This window comes from Shewanella morhuae, assembly GCF_900156405.1.
In the GTDB taxonomy this organism is placed as follows: Bacteria; Pseudomonadota; Gammaproteobacteria; order Enterobacterales; family Shewanellaceae; genus Shewanella; species Shewanella morhuae.
Genome location: NZ_FTNN01000004.1, coordinates 93029 through 108214, shown reverse-complemented (window position 1 = coordinate 108214; position 15186 = coordinate 93029). Strand labels below are relative to the sequence as shown.

Genomic DNA, 15186 nt, shown 5'->3' with positions numbered 1-15186 from the left:
TGCCGTCGTTGTAAAGCGTCGTTCCGCTTAATCGCCGACCTTAAAGCTTAAAACAATACGCGGGTGCGCAATGTGCCTTCAATCGCTTTTAGTTCAACCAGCGCTTCTTCTGCTTGATTAGTATCGACCTCCATCACCACATAACCAATCTCTGCGGTTGTTTGCAGATATTGCGCGGCAATGTTGATGCCTTTTTCTGAAAACGCTTGGTTGATTTTAATCAGCACACCCGGGCGGTTTTGGTGAATATGCAGTAAACGTGAAGTGCCTTTATGCATTGGCAGTGAGACTTCTGGAAAGTTAACGGCAGAGACAGTTGAGCCGTTATCTGAGTATTTAGCTAACTTACCAGCCACTTCAATACCAATGTTTTCCTGTGCTTCGGCGGTACTTCCACCGATATGAGGCGTCAGTAACACGTTATCTAAACCACGCAGTGGGGTGATAAATTCATCATCATTTGATTGTGGTTCAATCGGGAACACATCAATTGCAGCACCTGCAAGGTGACGTTCTTTTAAGGCGATAGCTAATGCATCAATATCCACCACAGTACCGCGTGAAGCATTAATGAAAATACTGCCTTTACGCATAGCGGCAAATTCAGCAGCGCCTATCATATTTTTAGTTTGTGGGGTTTCTGGAACGTGTAAACTCACCACGTCAGCTTGTGCTAATAGCTGCTCCATCGAATGGATTTGCAGTGCGTTACCTAATGGTAATTTATCTTCGATATCGAAGAATACGACGCGCATGCCTAAAGTCTCAGCCAAAATACCCAGTTGAGTACCAATATGACCGTAACCGATGACGCCCAAGGTTTTACCGCGGACTTCGTAACTGCCTGCAGCCGTTTTCATCCAGCCGCCACGATGGGCAATGGCATTGCGTTCTGGAATGCCGCGCATCAGCATAATGATTTCACCAATAACGAGCTCAGCAACACTGCGTGTATTGGAGAATGGTGCGTTAAATACGGGGATACCCAAGGATTCGGCAGTAGCAAGGTCAACTTGGTTGGTACCAATACAGAAACAGCCTATCGCAATCAGTTTCTCGGCGCGTTTTAGTACTTCTGCCGTTAATTGGGTACGCGAACGAAGTCCAACAAAATGCGCATCTTTAATCGACTCCAGTAATGCTTCGTCGCTCAATGAGGCTTTGTGGTATTCGATATTTGTATAGCCTGCACGTTCCAGTACATCAACCGCCGATTGGTGGACGCCTTCCAACAGCAGGATTTTGATCTTATCCTTGTCCAGCGAATGTTTCGCCATGATATGGGTACCCTCTGATTAATAGAAATGTTTCTTATGATATGCTGACAACCTTCACCGACCAAAGTAGCACTTTTTTTGCTCATTGTGGAGGGCTAGATGGCTAAAGTTAATATTCTAAATTTAGAACAATATCGCATAAGAGGGAACTATGTTGAATAACAAAATCGTGTGGTGTGGTATTTATCTCAGTGTATTGGTCTGGTCAGTGATCAACCCCGCAGATATGTTTACCTGGTGGCTTGAAGCCGCTCCTGCATTAGTGGCAATACCGCTGCTATTTTTCACCCATAAACGCTTTCCATTAACCTCCTTAGTGTACTTTTTAGTATTAGTACATTGCTGTGTATTATTTGTTGGCGCGCATTACACCTATGCAGAAGTGCCATTATTCGACACCATTGCCAATTGGATGGGATCAGAGCGTAATAATTACGATAAATTAGGTCACTTTGCCCAAGGCTTTATTCCTGCCATGTTAGCGCGAGAAATTATGCTGCGTAATCAAGCGGTCAAACCCGGTGCTTGGTGTGCGTTTATTGTGACCTGCTTTGTTTTAGCTTTTTCAGCATTTTATGAGTTGATTGAATGGTGGGTTGCTGTTGCTACAGGTGAAGGTGCAGAGGCCTTTTTAGGGACTCAAGGTTATGTGTGGGACACACAATCTGATATGTTGATGGCGTTGATTGGCGCTATCGTTGCTCTACTTTTATTGTCTCGTGTTCAAGATAAACAAATCGCTGAACTCAAGTTAACATCTTAATCGGGCGCAGCGGTTACTGCATTACATTTGGATGGCACGTTATTTCTCCTCACAATTATCAAACAATCGAGTGATGACATTTAGTTGTCACACTCGAACGTTAGTTTAATGTTTATTTTGTGTTGTTAGTAACGGGCATTGTCTGCATAGTCAAAATGTACTAGGAACAACGGGCGAGCTCAATGTAGTAGTTTTTTGCACTATTATTCCTTTTTATAGGGTGAGATAGTCCTTTTTATTAGAGCGAAGTAGGGAATAGTACATTTGGGTGATGTTTTTACCTCCTTAACTCGTCAGAATCGACAAGGTTAATAGGATGTTTAAAATTAAAACAACATAGGTTGGTCAAAGCATCCTCGTTTGCGCATTAAGACACCATACTTTTCAGGGAGGAGAGTCAGTGAGCACAATTAATGAATTGGTTTTTTTACATCAAATGGCTGCGCCATGTCATTTAGCTTTACTCGCCGAATCCATCGGACTAAAAACCCGCATAGTGAAGAATACCGCAGAGTTAGATTTAGATAAAAGTAGTCGTAGTTTTTATCTGATCACCCAAAAAGGTGCTGCATTAGATAATAAAGGAATCCCTTTACTGGCTTCGCGTTTAGTCTCGCACGCCCCTGTAGCCTTGTATCAAGTTGAACGCGATTCTCTGGATCAAGAGTCGGCTATGTTACTGGGCATTCGAGGTATTTTATTCGCCGATCAACGTATGGATTTAATGTTGACTGGGTTACGTAAAATGGTAGCTGAAGAGCTTTGGTACGATAGAACGTTGTTGAGTAAGATGTTTCGGCGTGTCGTGCAAAAATTAGATGGTAACAATGAAATACCAGCTGATACTGTGGCTATGTTACAGATGCTGACCTCTCGAGAGCGCACCATTATTCAATTTGTTTCTAGTGGTGCGAGGAATAAAGAAATCGCTCACAGATTATGCATTAGCGAACATACTGTGAAAGCACATATTTCTTCTATTTTCCGTAAAACGCAATCCCGAAATCGTGTTGAGTTATTGCGTTGGGCGCAAACTTATCAAACTCACTTCGAGTTGTGCAGTTAATATTTATCTGTTCTTTAGCACTTATTTTATTGCTGATTTTATGGTTAGTTTATAGGCTTGGGTTGAGATATTTATTGCGGTTACGGTTTGAATCGTAAAATGGATACAGTAAAAAGCGGAAATGTTGATATCAACATTTCCGCTTTTTGATCTGCACTTTGGTTAACAGCCACATGATTCGGCCGTTAACCATTATCGCAGCTGATTAGTATTGCACCACACTGGCAATGTTCATGTTGCCTGATTGGTTAACGCTAATGCTATTGTTATTACCCGCTTGAGAACCTACTACCAAGTTGTCATTGCCAGCTTGAGTAATCAACAGGCTGTTATTATCACCGGCGACAGTAAATGAACTCGTGTCATCACCGCCTACCCAGTTACCATTACCTGATTGAGTAATTAGTGCCGTGTTTTTATCACCTTCGATAATTAAATCGATAAGGTTTAAATCGCCATTTTGCAGTGCAGTGACATCAGCATTATTGTTGCCAGCAATTGAAATGACCGCTTCGTTTTGAAGGCCATCTTGCTCGACATCTACTTCGTTATCGCTACCCACTACATCGACATAAGCAAAGTTAGCATCACCTTCTTGGCTAACTTCGATGCTGTTGTCTTCACCTTCAGCGAAAGCAACGATTTCGTTGTTATCGCCTTTAGAAGATAAATCGAAATCGTTATCTGTACCGTATGCACCAAAGGTTGCGAAGTTAGCATCGCCTTTTTGTTTCAAGTCAACGTCGTTGCTATTGCCCCATACTTGGAACTCAGCACCGTTGACGTTACCTTTTTGTGTGATAGTAATATCGTTATCATCACCTTGGATATCGGCCACTAGCGTATCACCAATAGTGTTGTCACGACCATTTTGGGTAATATCGACAGTGTTATCATCACCTGTTGTCATCGCAAGGTAAGCTGTGTTGCCTTTACCTTTTTGGTCCATTGAAATATCGTTATCGCTGCCAGCTAGTGCGTAAACGAAACCAACATGGTTATCACCTTTTTGGACTATGTCTACAGTATTATTGTCGCCTGCAATACCCTTAGCTGCGCCAAAGTTATTATTACCTACTTGTTCAACAGAAACGTCGTTGTTGTTACCTACGTTAGCTGTTAGGCCGAGTGAGATTAAGCCCGCTTGGTTGTTATCACCGTATTGCGTGATTTTACCGTCGTTATCGTTGCCTTGAACGCGAAATACTGCCAAGTTAGCATCGCCGTCTTGCTCAACTGATACGCTGTTTTCTGCACCAGTGATTTCAACTTGGCTGTCGTTGACTTCGCCTAATTGGCTAACGATTACCGTGTTATCGTTACCAGCAACATCGTTGCTGCTCTGATTAAAGAAACCATTTTGCGACACATTTACATTGTTGTTGTCGCCTACAACATTTGCACTTGCCACATGCCAGTCAACTTGTTGCGTTATTTTGACTGTGTTATCTATGCCTGTAGAATTAATAGTCGCTTCGTGCCACACACCGTTTTGTTGCACAGTTGCGACTTGATCTGTACCTGTCTGCACCACTGAAGCTGCGTTAATGATACCCGTTTGTGAGACTGAGGCTTCCTGACGTTCGCCAGATTGCACTACGCTAATTTCGCTCACTGAGCTGGCTGCAAACGCATTGCCGCTTAAACCTGTTGCAATGGCCAAAGCAATAAGAGATTTTTTAGCTTGTGATTTCATGTGACGCTCCCTGTTTAATATTGAGTTATTGAGATTGCAGCACCATCTGCAATCTGTTGAATCGAAAAGTTACCGCTGCCTAATTGGTTCAGTTGCACTAAATTGTCATTGCCAATTTGTGTTACTGAGGCCGTATTTTGACTGCCGACTTGCAGTAGTTGAACTTCGTTATTTGAACCAATCTGTGTAATTAGCGCATCGTTCTCATTGCCCACCTGCATTACATCAGCCTTGTTATCGCTACCTGATTGGAACAGTAATCCTTGGTTTGCATTGCCTTGTTGAACCAGTTCGATAAGGTTATCGCGCCCAGAGCGTTCTAGTAATGCTTGAAGGGTTACGGGTAACTCGCTGACGTTCAACTCTTGTGCTGAGGTCATGCAACTACATAGCAAGATGAGCGATACCAAAAAACGTAGAGATAGATTTGGCACGAGTGACTCCTTGCATGCATCAAATACTTTGAATTATCTAAAATCTGAATAATCCAAATTCAGGTTCATAAAGTACTGGGCATGTGAATATCAATCAATTGGTCAAAAGGATATGAATAATGAAATACTACCTGAGCGTCAAATGCAGCTTTTTTTGTTAGTTTATTGATTAAATTGAGCTTTTATCTGTGTTATCTACTTTTGCTTATCGTCACTAACCTAGTCGGCCTAGTAGTTAAGTCGTATTCTGCTGGAGCATTTTTTGTCTTTAGATTGTATAAGGTAAGTATTGTATGCCATGACCGAGCGGTAACACTGTGATTGAATTTAGTTTGTAAATACAAGGTTGGTTTTATCTGGGCGATTATTAAATCTATGATTTTAAATGATATTTTTGATTCTGCATGAGTGAGTGATTAACGATAAGGTATTGTTGATGGAGTATGTGCTGAAACAGAAGTATTCAACTACGGTAGATGTAATGGTGGGGAGTCGTTAATGTCTCAAATGGTATTAATGCAGTTCTGGCTCTTTAGATGTGTCAGTGCTAGTTTCGCGAGTGATTTGAGTTTTTCGATCGCTTAGCTGTTGTATTTTAGCATTATTATTTATTAATGACGCATTAAAGTGAGTGTTGATATCGCTCATTTCATTTATATATTCAGGATCGTTTTTTTCTTGGTTTTGCCAATAACGTTTGCGTTCTAATTTTTGTAATTCGCTGGCGCGCAAAATCTCAAAGTAACTATTTTCTTGTTTAAGACGATAAATCTCGCCATCAAGTAGTTGCAATAACTTTTCTTTTGAAATAGTTTTTTGGTTTAGTAATGCTTGAAATGGATCGATTAATATTTCTTTTTTATCTGAATCAACTTCTGTGGTCACTCCCAGTTGATACTCAATTTTATGCTGGCTAAATTCTTGTGGGCAAGCGGTTTGGCTAAAGATTACTTTATCCTCTTTACGGCACTTATAAATAGTATTTGCCTGAGAGAGACAGGGCAAAAGAACCCAAATTAGGGTGAGTATCAGTCTTGCCATTAGGCCACAAATCCTTTGTAAACGAATATAGCGATCATGATTAAGTCTTTTTAGCCTATGAGGTAAATCGTCATTAGCTCGTTTTATGATGACGGCTATTCAGTCTCTACTTTGAGGTGTTATCCAGCTGCTTATACTGAGTATTTTGACTGCTAACGGCAAGCTAAATCACTCCAGTTTAATTGCGCCAGTATACTTAAAATTAACATCTGCATCATACTATGACGCAATTTATTTAATAAAACCAGTTTTTGATAAGACAAAAGATTTGTATTTTAAGTTTTTGATAAAATAGGGAATAATAGAGTCGTGCAGCGTTTATGACATAAAAAAGGAGCACGTAGCTCCTTTTTTATTATTGATGCGCAAAATTAGCGTTCGAATCTTAAATTATCAATAAGCCGCGCTTTACCGATATAAGCCGCCGCTAGAATGACTAAGGCTTGATCTTGTCTCTGCGCCGCTTCAAGTGTATGAGCATGGCGAATTTCAAGGTAATCGGGTGTAAATCCCGCTGCGACTAAACTGGCTTGCGCTTGCTCAGTAACTGCGTCAATACTCTCGCCTTGCTTGATCCCTTTTGCCATGGCATCGATAGCTATTTTTAGCGCTGGCGCTGCGGCTTTTTCAGTGTCAGTAAGGTAGCAATTACGTGAACTCATAGCTAAACCTGAGTCTTCACGTATGGTATCTACACCAATAATTTCAATCGGTAAGGACAAATCTTCAACCATAGCTTGGATCACTAACAGTTGTTGATAGTCTTTATTACCAAAAAAAGCCAAATCGGGTTGGACTATGTTGAATAGCTTACAAACTATGGTCGCTACTCCACGAAAATGTCCTGGACGACTGGCACCGCATAATACGTCAGAAATCATCGGCACTTCGACAAAGGTTTGTTGGCTTAACCCTTTGGGATACATCACCGCAGGCGTGGGCGTGAACAACAGTTCGGCTCCTGCTGCAGTAATGGCCGCGCTATCGGCGGCAAGTGTACGTGGGTAGGCATCGAGATCTTCATTTTGGCCAAATTGCATTGGATTAACAAAAATCGATACCACCACATGGTCGCACTTTTGCGCCGCTTCGCGCACTAAAGTAATGTGTCCCTGATGGAGGTTGCCCATGGTTGGCACAAAGGCGATGGTTTCGCCCTTGGCACGCCATGCACGCACTTGAGTGCGAATATCATCAATATGGGCGCTAGTGATCATTGAGCCTTACCTTGCATAAATCTATGACTAATTAAAAGTGTGTTCGTCGCTAGGGAATATCCCTTGGGCCACTTCGTCGATGTAAGCTCGCACAGCAGAACGGATTTCACCGGTTTGCTTTAGGTAGTTTTTCGAAAAACGTGGAATATAACCACTTGAAATACCTAGTACATCATGCATAACTAAAATCTGACCATCAGTTGATGCGCCAGCACCAATGCCAATCACTGGGATTGTTAAGGCTTCAGTGATTGCTGCGGCTAATGGCGCAGGAATACATTCAACCACCAATAGTTGAGCACCAGCAGCTTCCATCGCTTTGGCTTCGTCAATAATCCGTTGAGCATTTTCTGCATCACGACCTTGTACTTTAAAGCCACCAAATACATGCACTGACTGCGGCGTTAAGCCTAAGTGTGCACATACTGGAATGCCGCGCTCAGTCAGTTTAGTCACGGTTTCTAGCAACCAATGGCCGCCTTCGACTTTGACCATGTTGGCACCGGCCTGCATTAGCTCAGTCGCATTAACCATGGCTTGCTCTGGTGTGGCGTAACTCATAAAGGGCATATCGGCGATCAGCAGGGCACGTTCAATACCACGACGGACACAGCGCGTGTGGTATGCGATATCCGCTGTAGAGACGGGTAGTGTGTCGTCATGGCCTTGTAGCACCATTCCTAAAGAGTCACCGACGAGCAGTACCTCGACACCTTCGCTATCAAACGCGTTGGCAAAACTGGCATCATAGGCTGTAAGTGCCGTGAATTTTCTACCTTCCCGCTTATATTTCAACAGGGTTGAGCTAGTAATTTTAGACATATGGATGATCTTCAAACCAAATAGAAGTGGTGTTATAAGCTAACTGGAGACGGACTTCAATGATCAATGCCCAGTTGTTGTAACTCGGCCAACATTTTAGCATCGATGAGACATGTAATTGCAGTGCCACAGGGCAAAATAAGACTCGGTGCAATAGCGGCTAAAGGTACAAGCACAAAACTGCGTTCTTTCATGCCGTAGTGGGGCACTTTGAGCCTAGGAATATCAATATTCTCATTGCCATACAAGAGTAAATCGAGATCTAAGGTTCTGGGCCCCCAGCGCTCAAGACGTATTCGGCCTTGGGTGTTCTCAATCTGCTGCAGTGCATCGAGTAAAGCTAATGGCGTAAGCTCAGTATCAAAACTGACTACTGCATTAACATAATCGGGTTGCACCACATCGCCCATGGGCACCGAGCGGTAATAGGGTGAAACCTGTAGGCGGTTTTCTAAGGCTAATATGGACAATGCCGCAACAGCATTGTCCAATTGAGCCTTTGGGTCTTCAAGATTTGCGCCTAACGCAACGTAGACACGAGGCATTATTCTGCGGCTTTTGTCTTTGGCGTGGTTGGCGCAGAACCATCAGCATTTGGCGCACGAGGGCGACGGCGACGCTGAGTGGCATTACGGTTACGGTTTGGCGATTTACTGCCGCCACGGGCAATGGCTAGGCGCTCTGTTTCATCGGCTTCGACAAATTGTTGCCACCAAGCTGCACTCTTAGCTAGATTACCAGCTTCGACTTCACCTCTGAGCAATAGCAAATCATATGCGGCTCTAAACTTAGGATGTTCCATCAGTTTAAAGGCGCGGGTGCCTTGACTGCGGTCAAAGCGTAGCTGTAACTGCCAAATATCTTTTGCTGGCGTACTAAAACGGCGTGGAATGCTAATGGTTTGGCATTGCTGCTCCATTACATCGCCCATCGCGGCAAAAAAAGCATCATATAAAGTTAAGCCACTTTCAAGCGCAATATCTTCAGCGCGTTGGCGTAGTGGATACCACAGAATGGCGGCATAAAAGAAAGAGGGCGTGACCGGCTTATCTTCGTTAACGCGTTGGTCGGTACTCTTCATGATAGCTTGTAGCATCTTCATGGGAGCGCCTTTAGGATCATCCTTTAGCAGTGCAGCCACTTGCGGAAACAGTGGTTCGAACAGTTTGTATTCTTGCATTAGCTCAAAGTTGGCTAAGGCTTTGCCTGCAAAGAAGAGTTTCAGCACTTCTTCATACATACGTGCGGCAGGAATATCTTTTAACAACGGCGCTAATTGTTTAATTGGTGCCGCTGTTACGGTTTCGATAGTCATGTTGAGTTTAGTGGCGAAACGTACTGCCCTTAACATGCGCACGGGATCTTCACGGTAACGGGTTTCAGGATCGCCAATTAATCGTAAAGTCCCCGCTTTAAGATCGTTCATACCGCCGCCGTAGCTGCGAATAGAGTAGTCGCTGATATCGTAATAGAGTGCATTAACGGTAAAGTCGCGGCGCTCGGCATCTTCGTCAATTTCACCATAGACGTTATCGCGCAGCAAACGCCCTTCGGCATTAGCTTTAGAGACTTTCTCATTGCTTTCGCCATGGTGACCGCGAAAGGTGGCCACTTCGATAACATCGCGGCCAAAAACGATATGCGCTAGGCGGAAACGACGGCCAACAACACGGCAATTACGGAATAGCTTTTTGATTTCTTCTGGGGTTGCGTTGGTGACGACGTCGAAATCTTTCGGTTCAATCCCTAAAAGTAAATCGCGTACGCCGCCGCCGACTAAATAGGCTTTAAAACCCGATTTATTCAGTCTGTATAATACCTTAAGGGCATTTTCGCTAATTTGTTTGCGCGAGACGGTATGGGCATCTCTTGGCACTAACTCTAAGCTTAACGCACCAGAATTTTGTTCGGGTGTGGAGGGTTCAGTCTGAGCTTGAGTTGGAGCGGTCGTTTTAGGCGCGTCTTCAAATAGCTGTTTGCAGAATTGGCTGATACGGCGAAAAATGGGACACCTCGAAATATGATCTGTTATTTGATTAAAAATCTGGCGGCTATCATATACCAAATGCGGCCTAATGAGTATATCAGGGCTCGATCAGTATCTCAGATTGTTGCGGGATTGCAGATAATTGAAACTGAACCACAGCTTGCGCGAGCATTTGTGCCACATCAGTCTGGTTTTCAACTGGGGCTTGGCCTAAAAAAACCAGTGCCGCATTGAGACTCGTCTGTGGATTACGTGTATCAATCGCCTGCGCATGGTTTTGTTTGGAGAGCTTAAAGCCTTTACTAATGCAAGCCAGCGGTAGGTGCAACCACTGCGGTGCAGTCAAACCAAAGTTTTGATACAAGCTCAGTTGACGGCAACTGGCTTCGATTAAATCACAGCCTCGAACCACTTCAGTAATCCCTTGATAGGCATCGTCGAGCACCACGGCCAATTGGTAGGCATACAGGCCATCACTGCGTTTGATAATGAAATCCTCTGCGGCAAAATGGCTGTCGACGTTAATATGGCCCATTAAATTATCATCAAACTCTTGCACTCTGGCTGTATTAACGATTCGCACTGCGCCCATCTTTAAAGCCTGAGCGGCGGGTAATCGGTGGCAGCGACCATCGTAGACACCGCCCATGGCTTGAATTTGTTTGCGGCTACATTGGCAGAAATAAGCTTTATCTTGGGCGAGTAGCGCATCAATGTGAGCTTGATAGGCCTCAGTACGCTGGCTTTGATATAAAGGTGCATCATCCCATTCAAACCCATAGGCTTCTAGGGTGCGTAAAATATCATCGGCAGCACCTTTGACTTCACGCGGAGGATCAATATCTTCAATGCGGATTAGCCACTTGCCCTGTTGTGAACGCGCGCGTAAATAGCTACCAAGGGCAGCGATAAGCGAACCAAAATGTAAGGCGCCTGAAGGCGAAGGTGCAAAACGGCCGACATAAGGTTGGCGGGATAAATCACAGTGCAATCGATTCAGCATAATATTTAACGAGTATTTAAAAGCTGGGGTATTTTAGAGGCAGATAAGAATAAAAGCGAATGCTGGTGTATGGAGGCGATTATGGCGTTAACTTAGATTTTAAAACCTAGATCTTAAACCTCGGATTTTGAAATTGGGATATTGAAGTTGAAGTATTGAATTTTTTCACTACAAAAAAATAGGCGGGGAAGACCCGCCTATTATATTTGATTAACCAGCCATTTGTTTCTCTTTGATCTCTGCAAGCGTTTTACAGTCGATACATTGATCGGCTGTTGGACGCGCTTCGAGACGGCGAATGCCTATTTCAACACCGCAAGAATCACAGAAGCCGAAGTCGTCTTCTTCAATTTTTTGCAGTGTTTTTTCGATTTTCTTGATCAGCTTACGTTCTCTATCGCGAGCACGAAGTTCGAGACTGAACTCTTCCTCTTGTGCTGCACGGTCAACAGGATCGGGGAAGTTTGCGGCTTCATCCTGCATGTAGTTAAGAGTACGGTCGACCTCTTCACGCAACTGATTGCGCCAAGCTTCAAGAATTGTCTTGAAGTGACCCAGTTGCTTAGCGTTCATGTATTCCTCACCCGGCTTTTCCTGGTAGGGAGTTACACCTGCGATAGCGAGTACGCCAAGTTTTTTGGTGCCTTCAGGCATAACGCATCTCCTGTAATCATTTGCGTTTGTAGGGCGTCCTTAAGAACGGCCGCTATCTATACCAGAATCTTTACATCGAGGCAAACTTTTCATACTGAATTGTTTGAATTATTTGACTGCGTTCGCGAATGTAAACGAAATAACATTTAACTCAGTTTTAACATCATACTCGGACAACACAGGGGTAAGCTAGGTTAATCTCTGTGGGGGATATTTCACAGCGATAGGCTAATACTTCAACTCCACTTAACACAGCTATTTTCAGTAGCTTAGCATATTCAGGGTCGATGTGTGCCGCTGGAGCGACGCAGGTTATCTCTGAATGTTGTACTACAAATAACAGCACCGCCCTATGGCCAAGGCTCACCATATGCATTAATTCACGTAAGTGTTTTTGGCCTCGCAGACTCACGGCATCGGGGAAATAGCCTTGACCATCCTCAAGCAAAGTACAACTTTTGACTTCTATATAACAGGCGGGTTTTTGAGCAGCTTGCAACAAGATATCGATACGGCTATTTTCATCACCGTATTTTACTTCTCGGCTTAGGCTGTCATAACCTGTTAGTTCGCTGATGATACCTTTATTGATCGCATCCTCCGCTAAGGCGTTGGCCTGGCTTGAGTGAATGCCAATTAAGCTGCCGTTGGGCGTAGTCATTAATTCCCACGTATGGGCATATTTGCGTTTAGGGTTATCAGAGGTCGAAAACCACACGGTTTCACCGGGATACAGGCAGTTTCGCATCGATCCCGTATTAGGACAATGTAGGGTGATTTCACTGCCATTGCTTAGCTGCACATCGGCCAGAAAACGTTTATAGCGGCGTAATAAAATACCCTGTTGTAGTGGCGGAGCAAATTCCATCAGTAGACCTATCTCGGCTATTCTAGGCCGCAAAGCCTAACAAATTTTGCAAATGTTTACAGATTTTACCCGAGTAACTTTGCTCAATTGCTTTGCGTCACCGACGGCTAGCAGTAAACTGCCGTCATACCGTTTGTTCAAATTGATTGTTCTAAAACGAATCTAAAAATAAGGATCCACAATGAGTGAACTAAAAATGACTGAATTGATGAAAGTACAATTAACCAAAGATGCACCTGCCGCCCATTGGGGCAAAGCCGATGTAACTTTTACTGCAGGCGGCGCGCAAATTCATTTAGCCGGTGGTGATGAACTACGTCAAATTCAAATGGCGGCACGTAAACTACGCAGCCAAGGCATTAGTTGCGTCGTATTAGACGGGGCGTTGTGGGATCTCAATAGCCAGTGGGTATTCGCCCAAGGTTTTGCGACAGCGAAAACAGGCTATCAAATCCATTGGTGCGGCGATGATGCGGTGCAAACTGAATTACAGCGTCGCTTTGATGTGGCAACTTTTGCTCGCAAGCTTATCAACGACACACCTGAAAACTTATCGCCAGTGAAATTAGCCCAACAAGCGGCGACATGGCTGGCAGATGTGGGTGGCGACAAAATTAGTTATCGTATTATCGAAGGCGAAGCGCTGCTTGAAGAACAGTGGATTGGTATCCATGCTGTGGGCCGTGGCAGTGAACGTCCACCAGCAATGTTAGAGTTAGACTTCAATCCATTAGCTGCCGATGCACCGGTATCGGTTGCGCTTGTGGGTAAAGGGATTACTTTTGATTCTGGCGGTTACAGCATTAAAGCCTCCGAAGGCATGTTAGGCATGAAATGCGATATGGGCGGCGCCGCCACTGTGACCGCTGCGCTCGGTTTAGCGATCAAATCAGGCCTAAATAAGCGGGTTAAACTGTTCTTATGTTGTGCTGAAAACCTGATCAGCGGCCGTGCTTATAAGTTAGGTGATATTCTGACCTACAAAAATGGTGTAACTGTTGAAGTGGTTAACACTGACGCAGAAGGGCGTTTAGTGCTAGCCGATGGTCTGCAAGCTGCTTCTGCAACCGGTGCACCTTTTATTATCGATGCTGCCACATTAACGGGCGCTGCTGTAATGGCAGTTGGCTCAAACTACAACGCAATTTTCTCGCCACAGGCTGATGTATTGCAACTGGCTCAGCAAAAAGCCATCAGTGTTGCCGAGCGTGTTTGGCCGTTGCCGCTGGACGCTTGGCATAAAGAAATGTGCCCGTCGGCCTATGCCGATACGGTGAACAGCCGCGCAATGAAAGGCGGCGGTGCGGGCGGCGCTTCTAATGCGGCAGGTTTCCTATGGCGCTTTGTTGCACCAGAAGCAAAATGGTTGCATGTTGACTTAGCGGGCGCCTTTGAAGATTCAGCTTCTGCACTGTGGGGCGCTGGCGCCACGACTCACGGTGTATTGACCATCAGTGAATTAATCAAAGGTTAAACCTAGGTCAAAGTCAGCTATGTTAGCTAAGATCTATTGAAGTTTTACTGACTTGATGAAAACCGCCTTTGGGCGGTTTTTTATTGCGTGAAATCAGATACTACACGTTCGCTTGGCTATTACGTGGCCCCATGGCATGTTATGGCTAAGGTGTGTTGGAGAAACATGATGATAACGATACGAAAAGCGACTAAAGATGATGCTCAAGCCTGTTGGGATATTCGCAACGCGGCCATTAATAAAGGCTGTAGCGGATTTTATGATGCGGGTGATTTACTTATTTGGACCGAGGGTGAATTAACCGAGCAGTTTAGCCGTATTGTTGCCGCACATTTTTATGTGGCAGAGCAGTTCAGTGTAAATACGCAGCTTAAAACCGTGGTCGGTAGCATTATGCTTGATGAACCCTATGCCCAGTTAGAAGCACTGTTTGTCGCCCCAGATGCCATGGAAATTGGTGTAGGTAAAGCCTTATTACAGTTTATTGAAACCATGGCTTTTAATCAGGGTATTGCTCAACTCAGATTAGAATCAACCCTTAATGCGGTAGATTTTTATCGCCACAGTGGTTTTGGCGGTGAAGGCCTAGAAGAGGACTCTATTTACTGTTCGCCCAGAGGCATCGCCTTAGAATGTATGGTGATGTACAAAAATTTAGTGCGTAGAAAATGACGTTAAAATGGGATTACTGACATACTCAAGGAAATCAACAGAGCAAGTATGGATGTGGAATTAACACGTTATGACTAGATAGGTTACTGACATACTCAAGGGAATCAACGGATCAAGCATGGATGTGGAATTAACACGTTATAACTAGATAGGTTGCTGACATACTCAAGGAAATCAACAGATCAAGCATGGATGCGGAATTAACTTTTCAT

15 protein-coding genes are annotated in these 15186 nt (G+C 44.1%); 4 read left to right on the top strand and 11 right to left on the bottom strand.

The window, feature by feature from the left end; genetic code table 11:
• Window positions 1-47: 47 nt before the first annotated feature.
• Entirely contained in the window at window positions 48-1277 is a 1230-nt protein-coding gene (gene serA / locus BW947_RS06465; protein WP_076497700.1) for a phosphoglycerate dehydrogenase, read from the bottom strand.
• A gap of 154 nt (window positions 1278-1431) precedes the next feature.
• Here serA and BW947_RS06460 point away from each other — a divergent pair, with 154 nt between their 5' ends.
• Together BW947_RS06460 and BW947_RS06455 are read left to right on the top strand one after the other, a co-directional pair.
• Window positions 1432-2040: a DUF2238 domain-containing protein gene (locus tag BW947_RS06460; RefSeq protein WP_076498044.1), complete on the top strand. Its 609-nt coding sequence runs from the start codon at window positions 1432-1434 to the stop codon at window positions 2038-2040.
• Between the two features lie 400 nt (window positions 2041-2440).
• A complete protein-coding gene (locus BW947_RS06455) occupies window positions 2441-3106 on the top strand; it encodes a helix-turn-helix transcriptional regulator (RefSeq protein WP_076497698.1) in 666 nt (221 codons plus the stop codon).
• A 205-nt stretch (window positions 3107-3311) separates the two neighbouring features.
• Here BW947_RS06455 and BW947_RS06450 read toward each other — a convergent pair whose 3' ends face one another.
• The 10 genes from BW947_RS06450 to sfsA form a co-directional block, all read right to left on the bottom strand.
• Window positions 3312-4802 carry a curlin gene (locus BW947_RS06450; RefSeq protein WP_076497696.1) on the bottom strand — a complete coding sequence of 497 codons (1491 nt, stop codon included), beginning with the start codon at window positions 4800-4802 and terminating at the stop codon, window positions 3312-3314.
• Window positions 4803-4816: 14 nt separating this feature from the next.
• Complete coding sequence (locus BW947_RS06445; protein ID WP_076497694.1) at window positions 4817-5236, bottom strand: curlin; 420 nt, start codon at window positions 5234-5236, stop codon at window positions 4817-4819.
• 513 nt (window positions 5237-5749) lie between these two features.
• A complete protein-coding gene (locus tag BW947_RS06440) occupies window positions 5750-6277 on the bottom strand; it encodes a DUF4124 domain-containing protein (RefSeq protein ID WP_076497692.1) in 528 nt (175 codons plus the stop codon).
• 371 nt (window positions 6278-6648) lie between these two features.
• A complete protein-coding gene (gene panC / locus BW947_RS06435) occupies window positions 6649-7494 on the bottom strand; it encodes a pantoate--beta-alanine ligase (RefSeq protein ID WP_076497690.1) in 846 nt (281 codons plus the stop codon).
• Window positions 7495-7521: 27 nt separating this feature from the next.
• Window positions 7522-8316 (bottom strand): 3-methyl-2-oxobutanoate hydroxymethyltransferase, encoded by a 795-nt coding sequence (gene panB, locus BW947_RS06430; RefSeq protein WP_076497689.1) that lies wholly within the window; start codon window positions 8314-8316, stop codon window positions 7522-7524.
• A gap of 56 nt (window positions 8317-8372) precedes the next feature.
• Window positions 8373-8861 carry a 2-amino-4-hydroxy-6-hydroxymethyldihydropteridine diphosphokinase gene (gene folK, locus BW947_RS06425; protein ID WP_076497687.1) on the bottom strand — a complete coding sequence of 163 codons (489 nt, stop codon included), beginning with the start codon at window positions 8859-8861 and terminating at the stop codon, window positions 8373-8375.
• Window positions 8861-10381, bottom strand: coding sequence for a polynucleotide adenylyltransferase PcnB (locus BW947_RS06420; RefSeq protein WP_076497686.1), 1521 nt, complete (start codon window positions 10379-10381; stop codon window positions 8861-8863). The genes folK and BW947_RS06420 overlap by 1 nt, the downstream gene beginning before the upstream one ends.
• A gap of 19 nt (window positions 10382-10400) precedes the next feature.
• The gene (gene gluQRS, locus BW947_RS06415; RefSeq protein WP_076497684.1) at window positions 10401-11306 is read right to left on the bottom strand and encodes a tRNA glutamyl-Q(34) synthetase GluQRS; all 906 of its coding nucleotides are present in this window, start codon (window positions 11304-11306) and stop codon (window positions 10401-10403) included.
• 210 nt (window positions 11307-11516) lie between these two features.
• The gene (dksA, locus tag BW947_RS06410) at window positions 11517-11960 is read right to left on the bottom strand and encodes an RNA polymerase-binding protein DksA (protein ID WP_076497683.1); all 444 of its coding nucleotides are present in this window, start codon (window positions 11958-11960) and stop codon (window positions 11517-11519) included.
• Window positions 11961-12123: 163 nt separating this feature from the next.
• On the bottom strand, window positions 12124-12828 hold the full coding sequence (sfsA, locus tag BW947_RS06405; protein WP_076497681.1) for a DNA/RNA nuclease SfsA: 705 nt from the start codon (window positions 12826-12828) through the stop codon (window positions 12124-12126).
• Window positions 12829-13009: 181 nt separating this feature from the next.
• Here sfsA and pepB point away from each other — a divergent pair, with 181 nt between their 5' ends.
• Complete coding sequence (pepB, locus tag BW947_RS06400; RefSeq protein WP_076497680.1) at window positions 13010-14302, top strand: aminopeptidase PepB; 1293 nt, start codon at window positions 13010-13012, stop codon at window positions 14300-14302.
• 168 nt (window positions 14303-14470) lie between these two features.
• Window positions 14471-14974 (top strand): GNAT family N-acetyltransferase, encoded by a 504-nt coding sequence (locus BW947_RS06395; protein ID WP_076497678.1) that lies wholly within the window; start codon window positions 14471-14473, stop codon window positions 14972-14974.
• Window positions 14975-15186: the final 212 nt, after the last annotated feature.

Coding starts and splice junctions, on each gene's coding strand:
- serA (WP_076497700.1), bottom strand. CDS start 1,277: ATGGCGAAACATTCGCTGGACAAGGATAAGATCAAAATCCTGCTGTTG.
- BW947_RS06450 (WP_076497696.1), bottom strand. CDS start 4,802: ATGAAATCACAAGCTAAAAAATCTCTTATTGCTTTGGCCATTGCAACA.
- BW947_RS06440 (WP_076497692.1), bottom strand. CDS start 6,277: ATGGCAAGACTGATACTCACCCTAATTTGGGTTCTTTTGCCCTGTCTC.
- panC (WP_076497690.1), bottom strand. CDS start 7,494: ATGATCACTAGCGCCCATATTGATGATATTCGCACTCAAGTGCGTGCA.
- panB (WP_076497689.1), bottom strand. CDS start 8,316: ATGTCTAAAATTACTAGCTCAACCCTGTTGAAATATAAGCGGGAAGGT.
- folK (WP_076497687.1), bottom strand. CDS start 8,861: ATGCCTCGTGTCTACGTTGCGTTAGGCGCAAATCTTGAAGACCCAAAG.
- gluQRS (WP_076497684.1), bottom strand. CDS start 11,306: ATGCTGAATCGATTGCACTGTGATTTATCCCGCCAACCTTATGTCGGC.
- dksA (WP_076497683.1), bottom strand. CDS start 11,960: ATGCCTGAAGGCACCAAAAAACTTGGCGTACTCGCTATCGCAGGTGTA.
- sfsA (WP_076497681.1), bottom strand. CDS start 12,828: ATGGAATTTGCTCCGCCACTACAACAGGGTATTTTATTACGCCGCTAT.
- pepB (WP_076497680.1), top strand. CDS start 13,010: ATGAGTGAACTAAAAATGACTGAATTGATGAAAGTACAATTAACCAAA.
- BW947_RS06395 (WP_076497678.1), top strand. CDS start 14,471: ATGATAACGATACGAAAAGCGACTAAAGATGATGCTCAAGCCTGTTGG.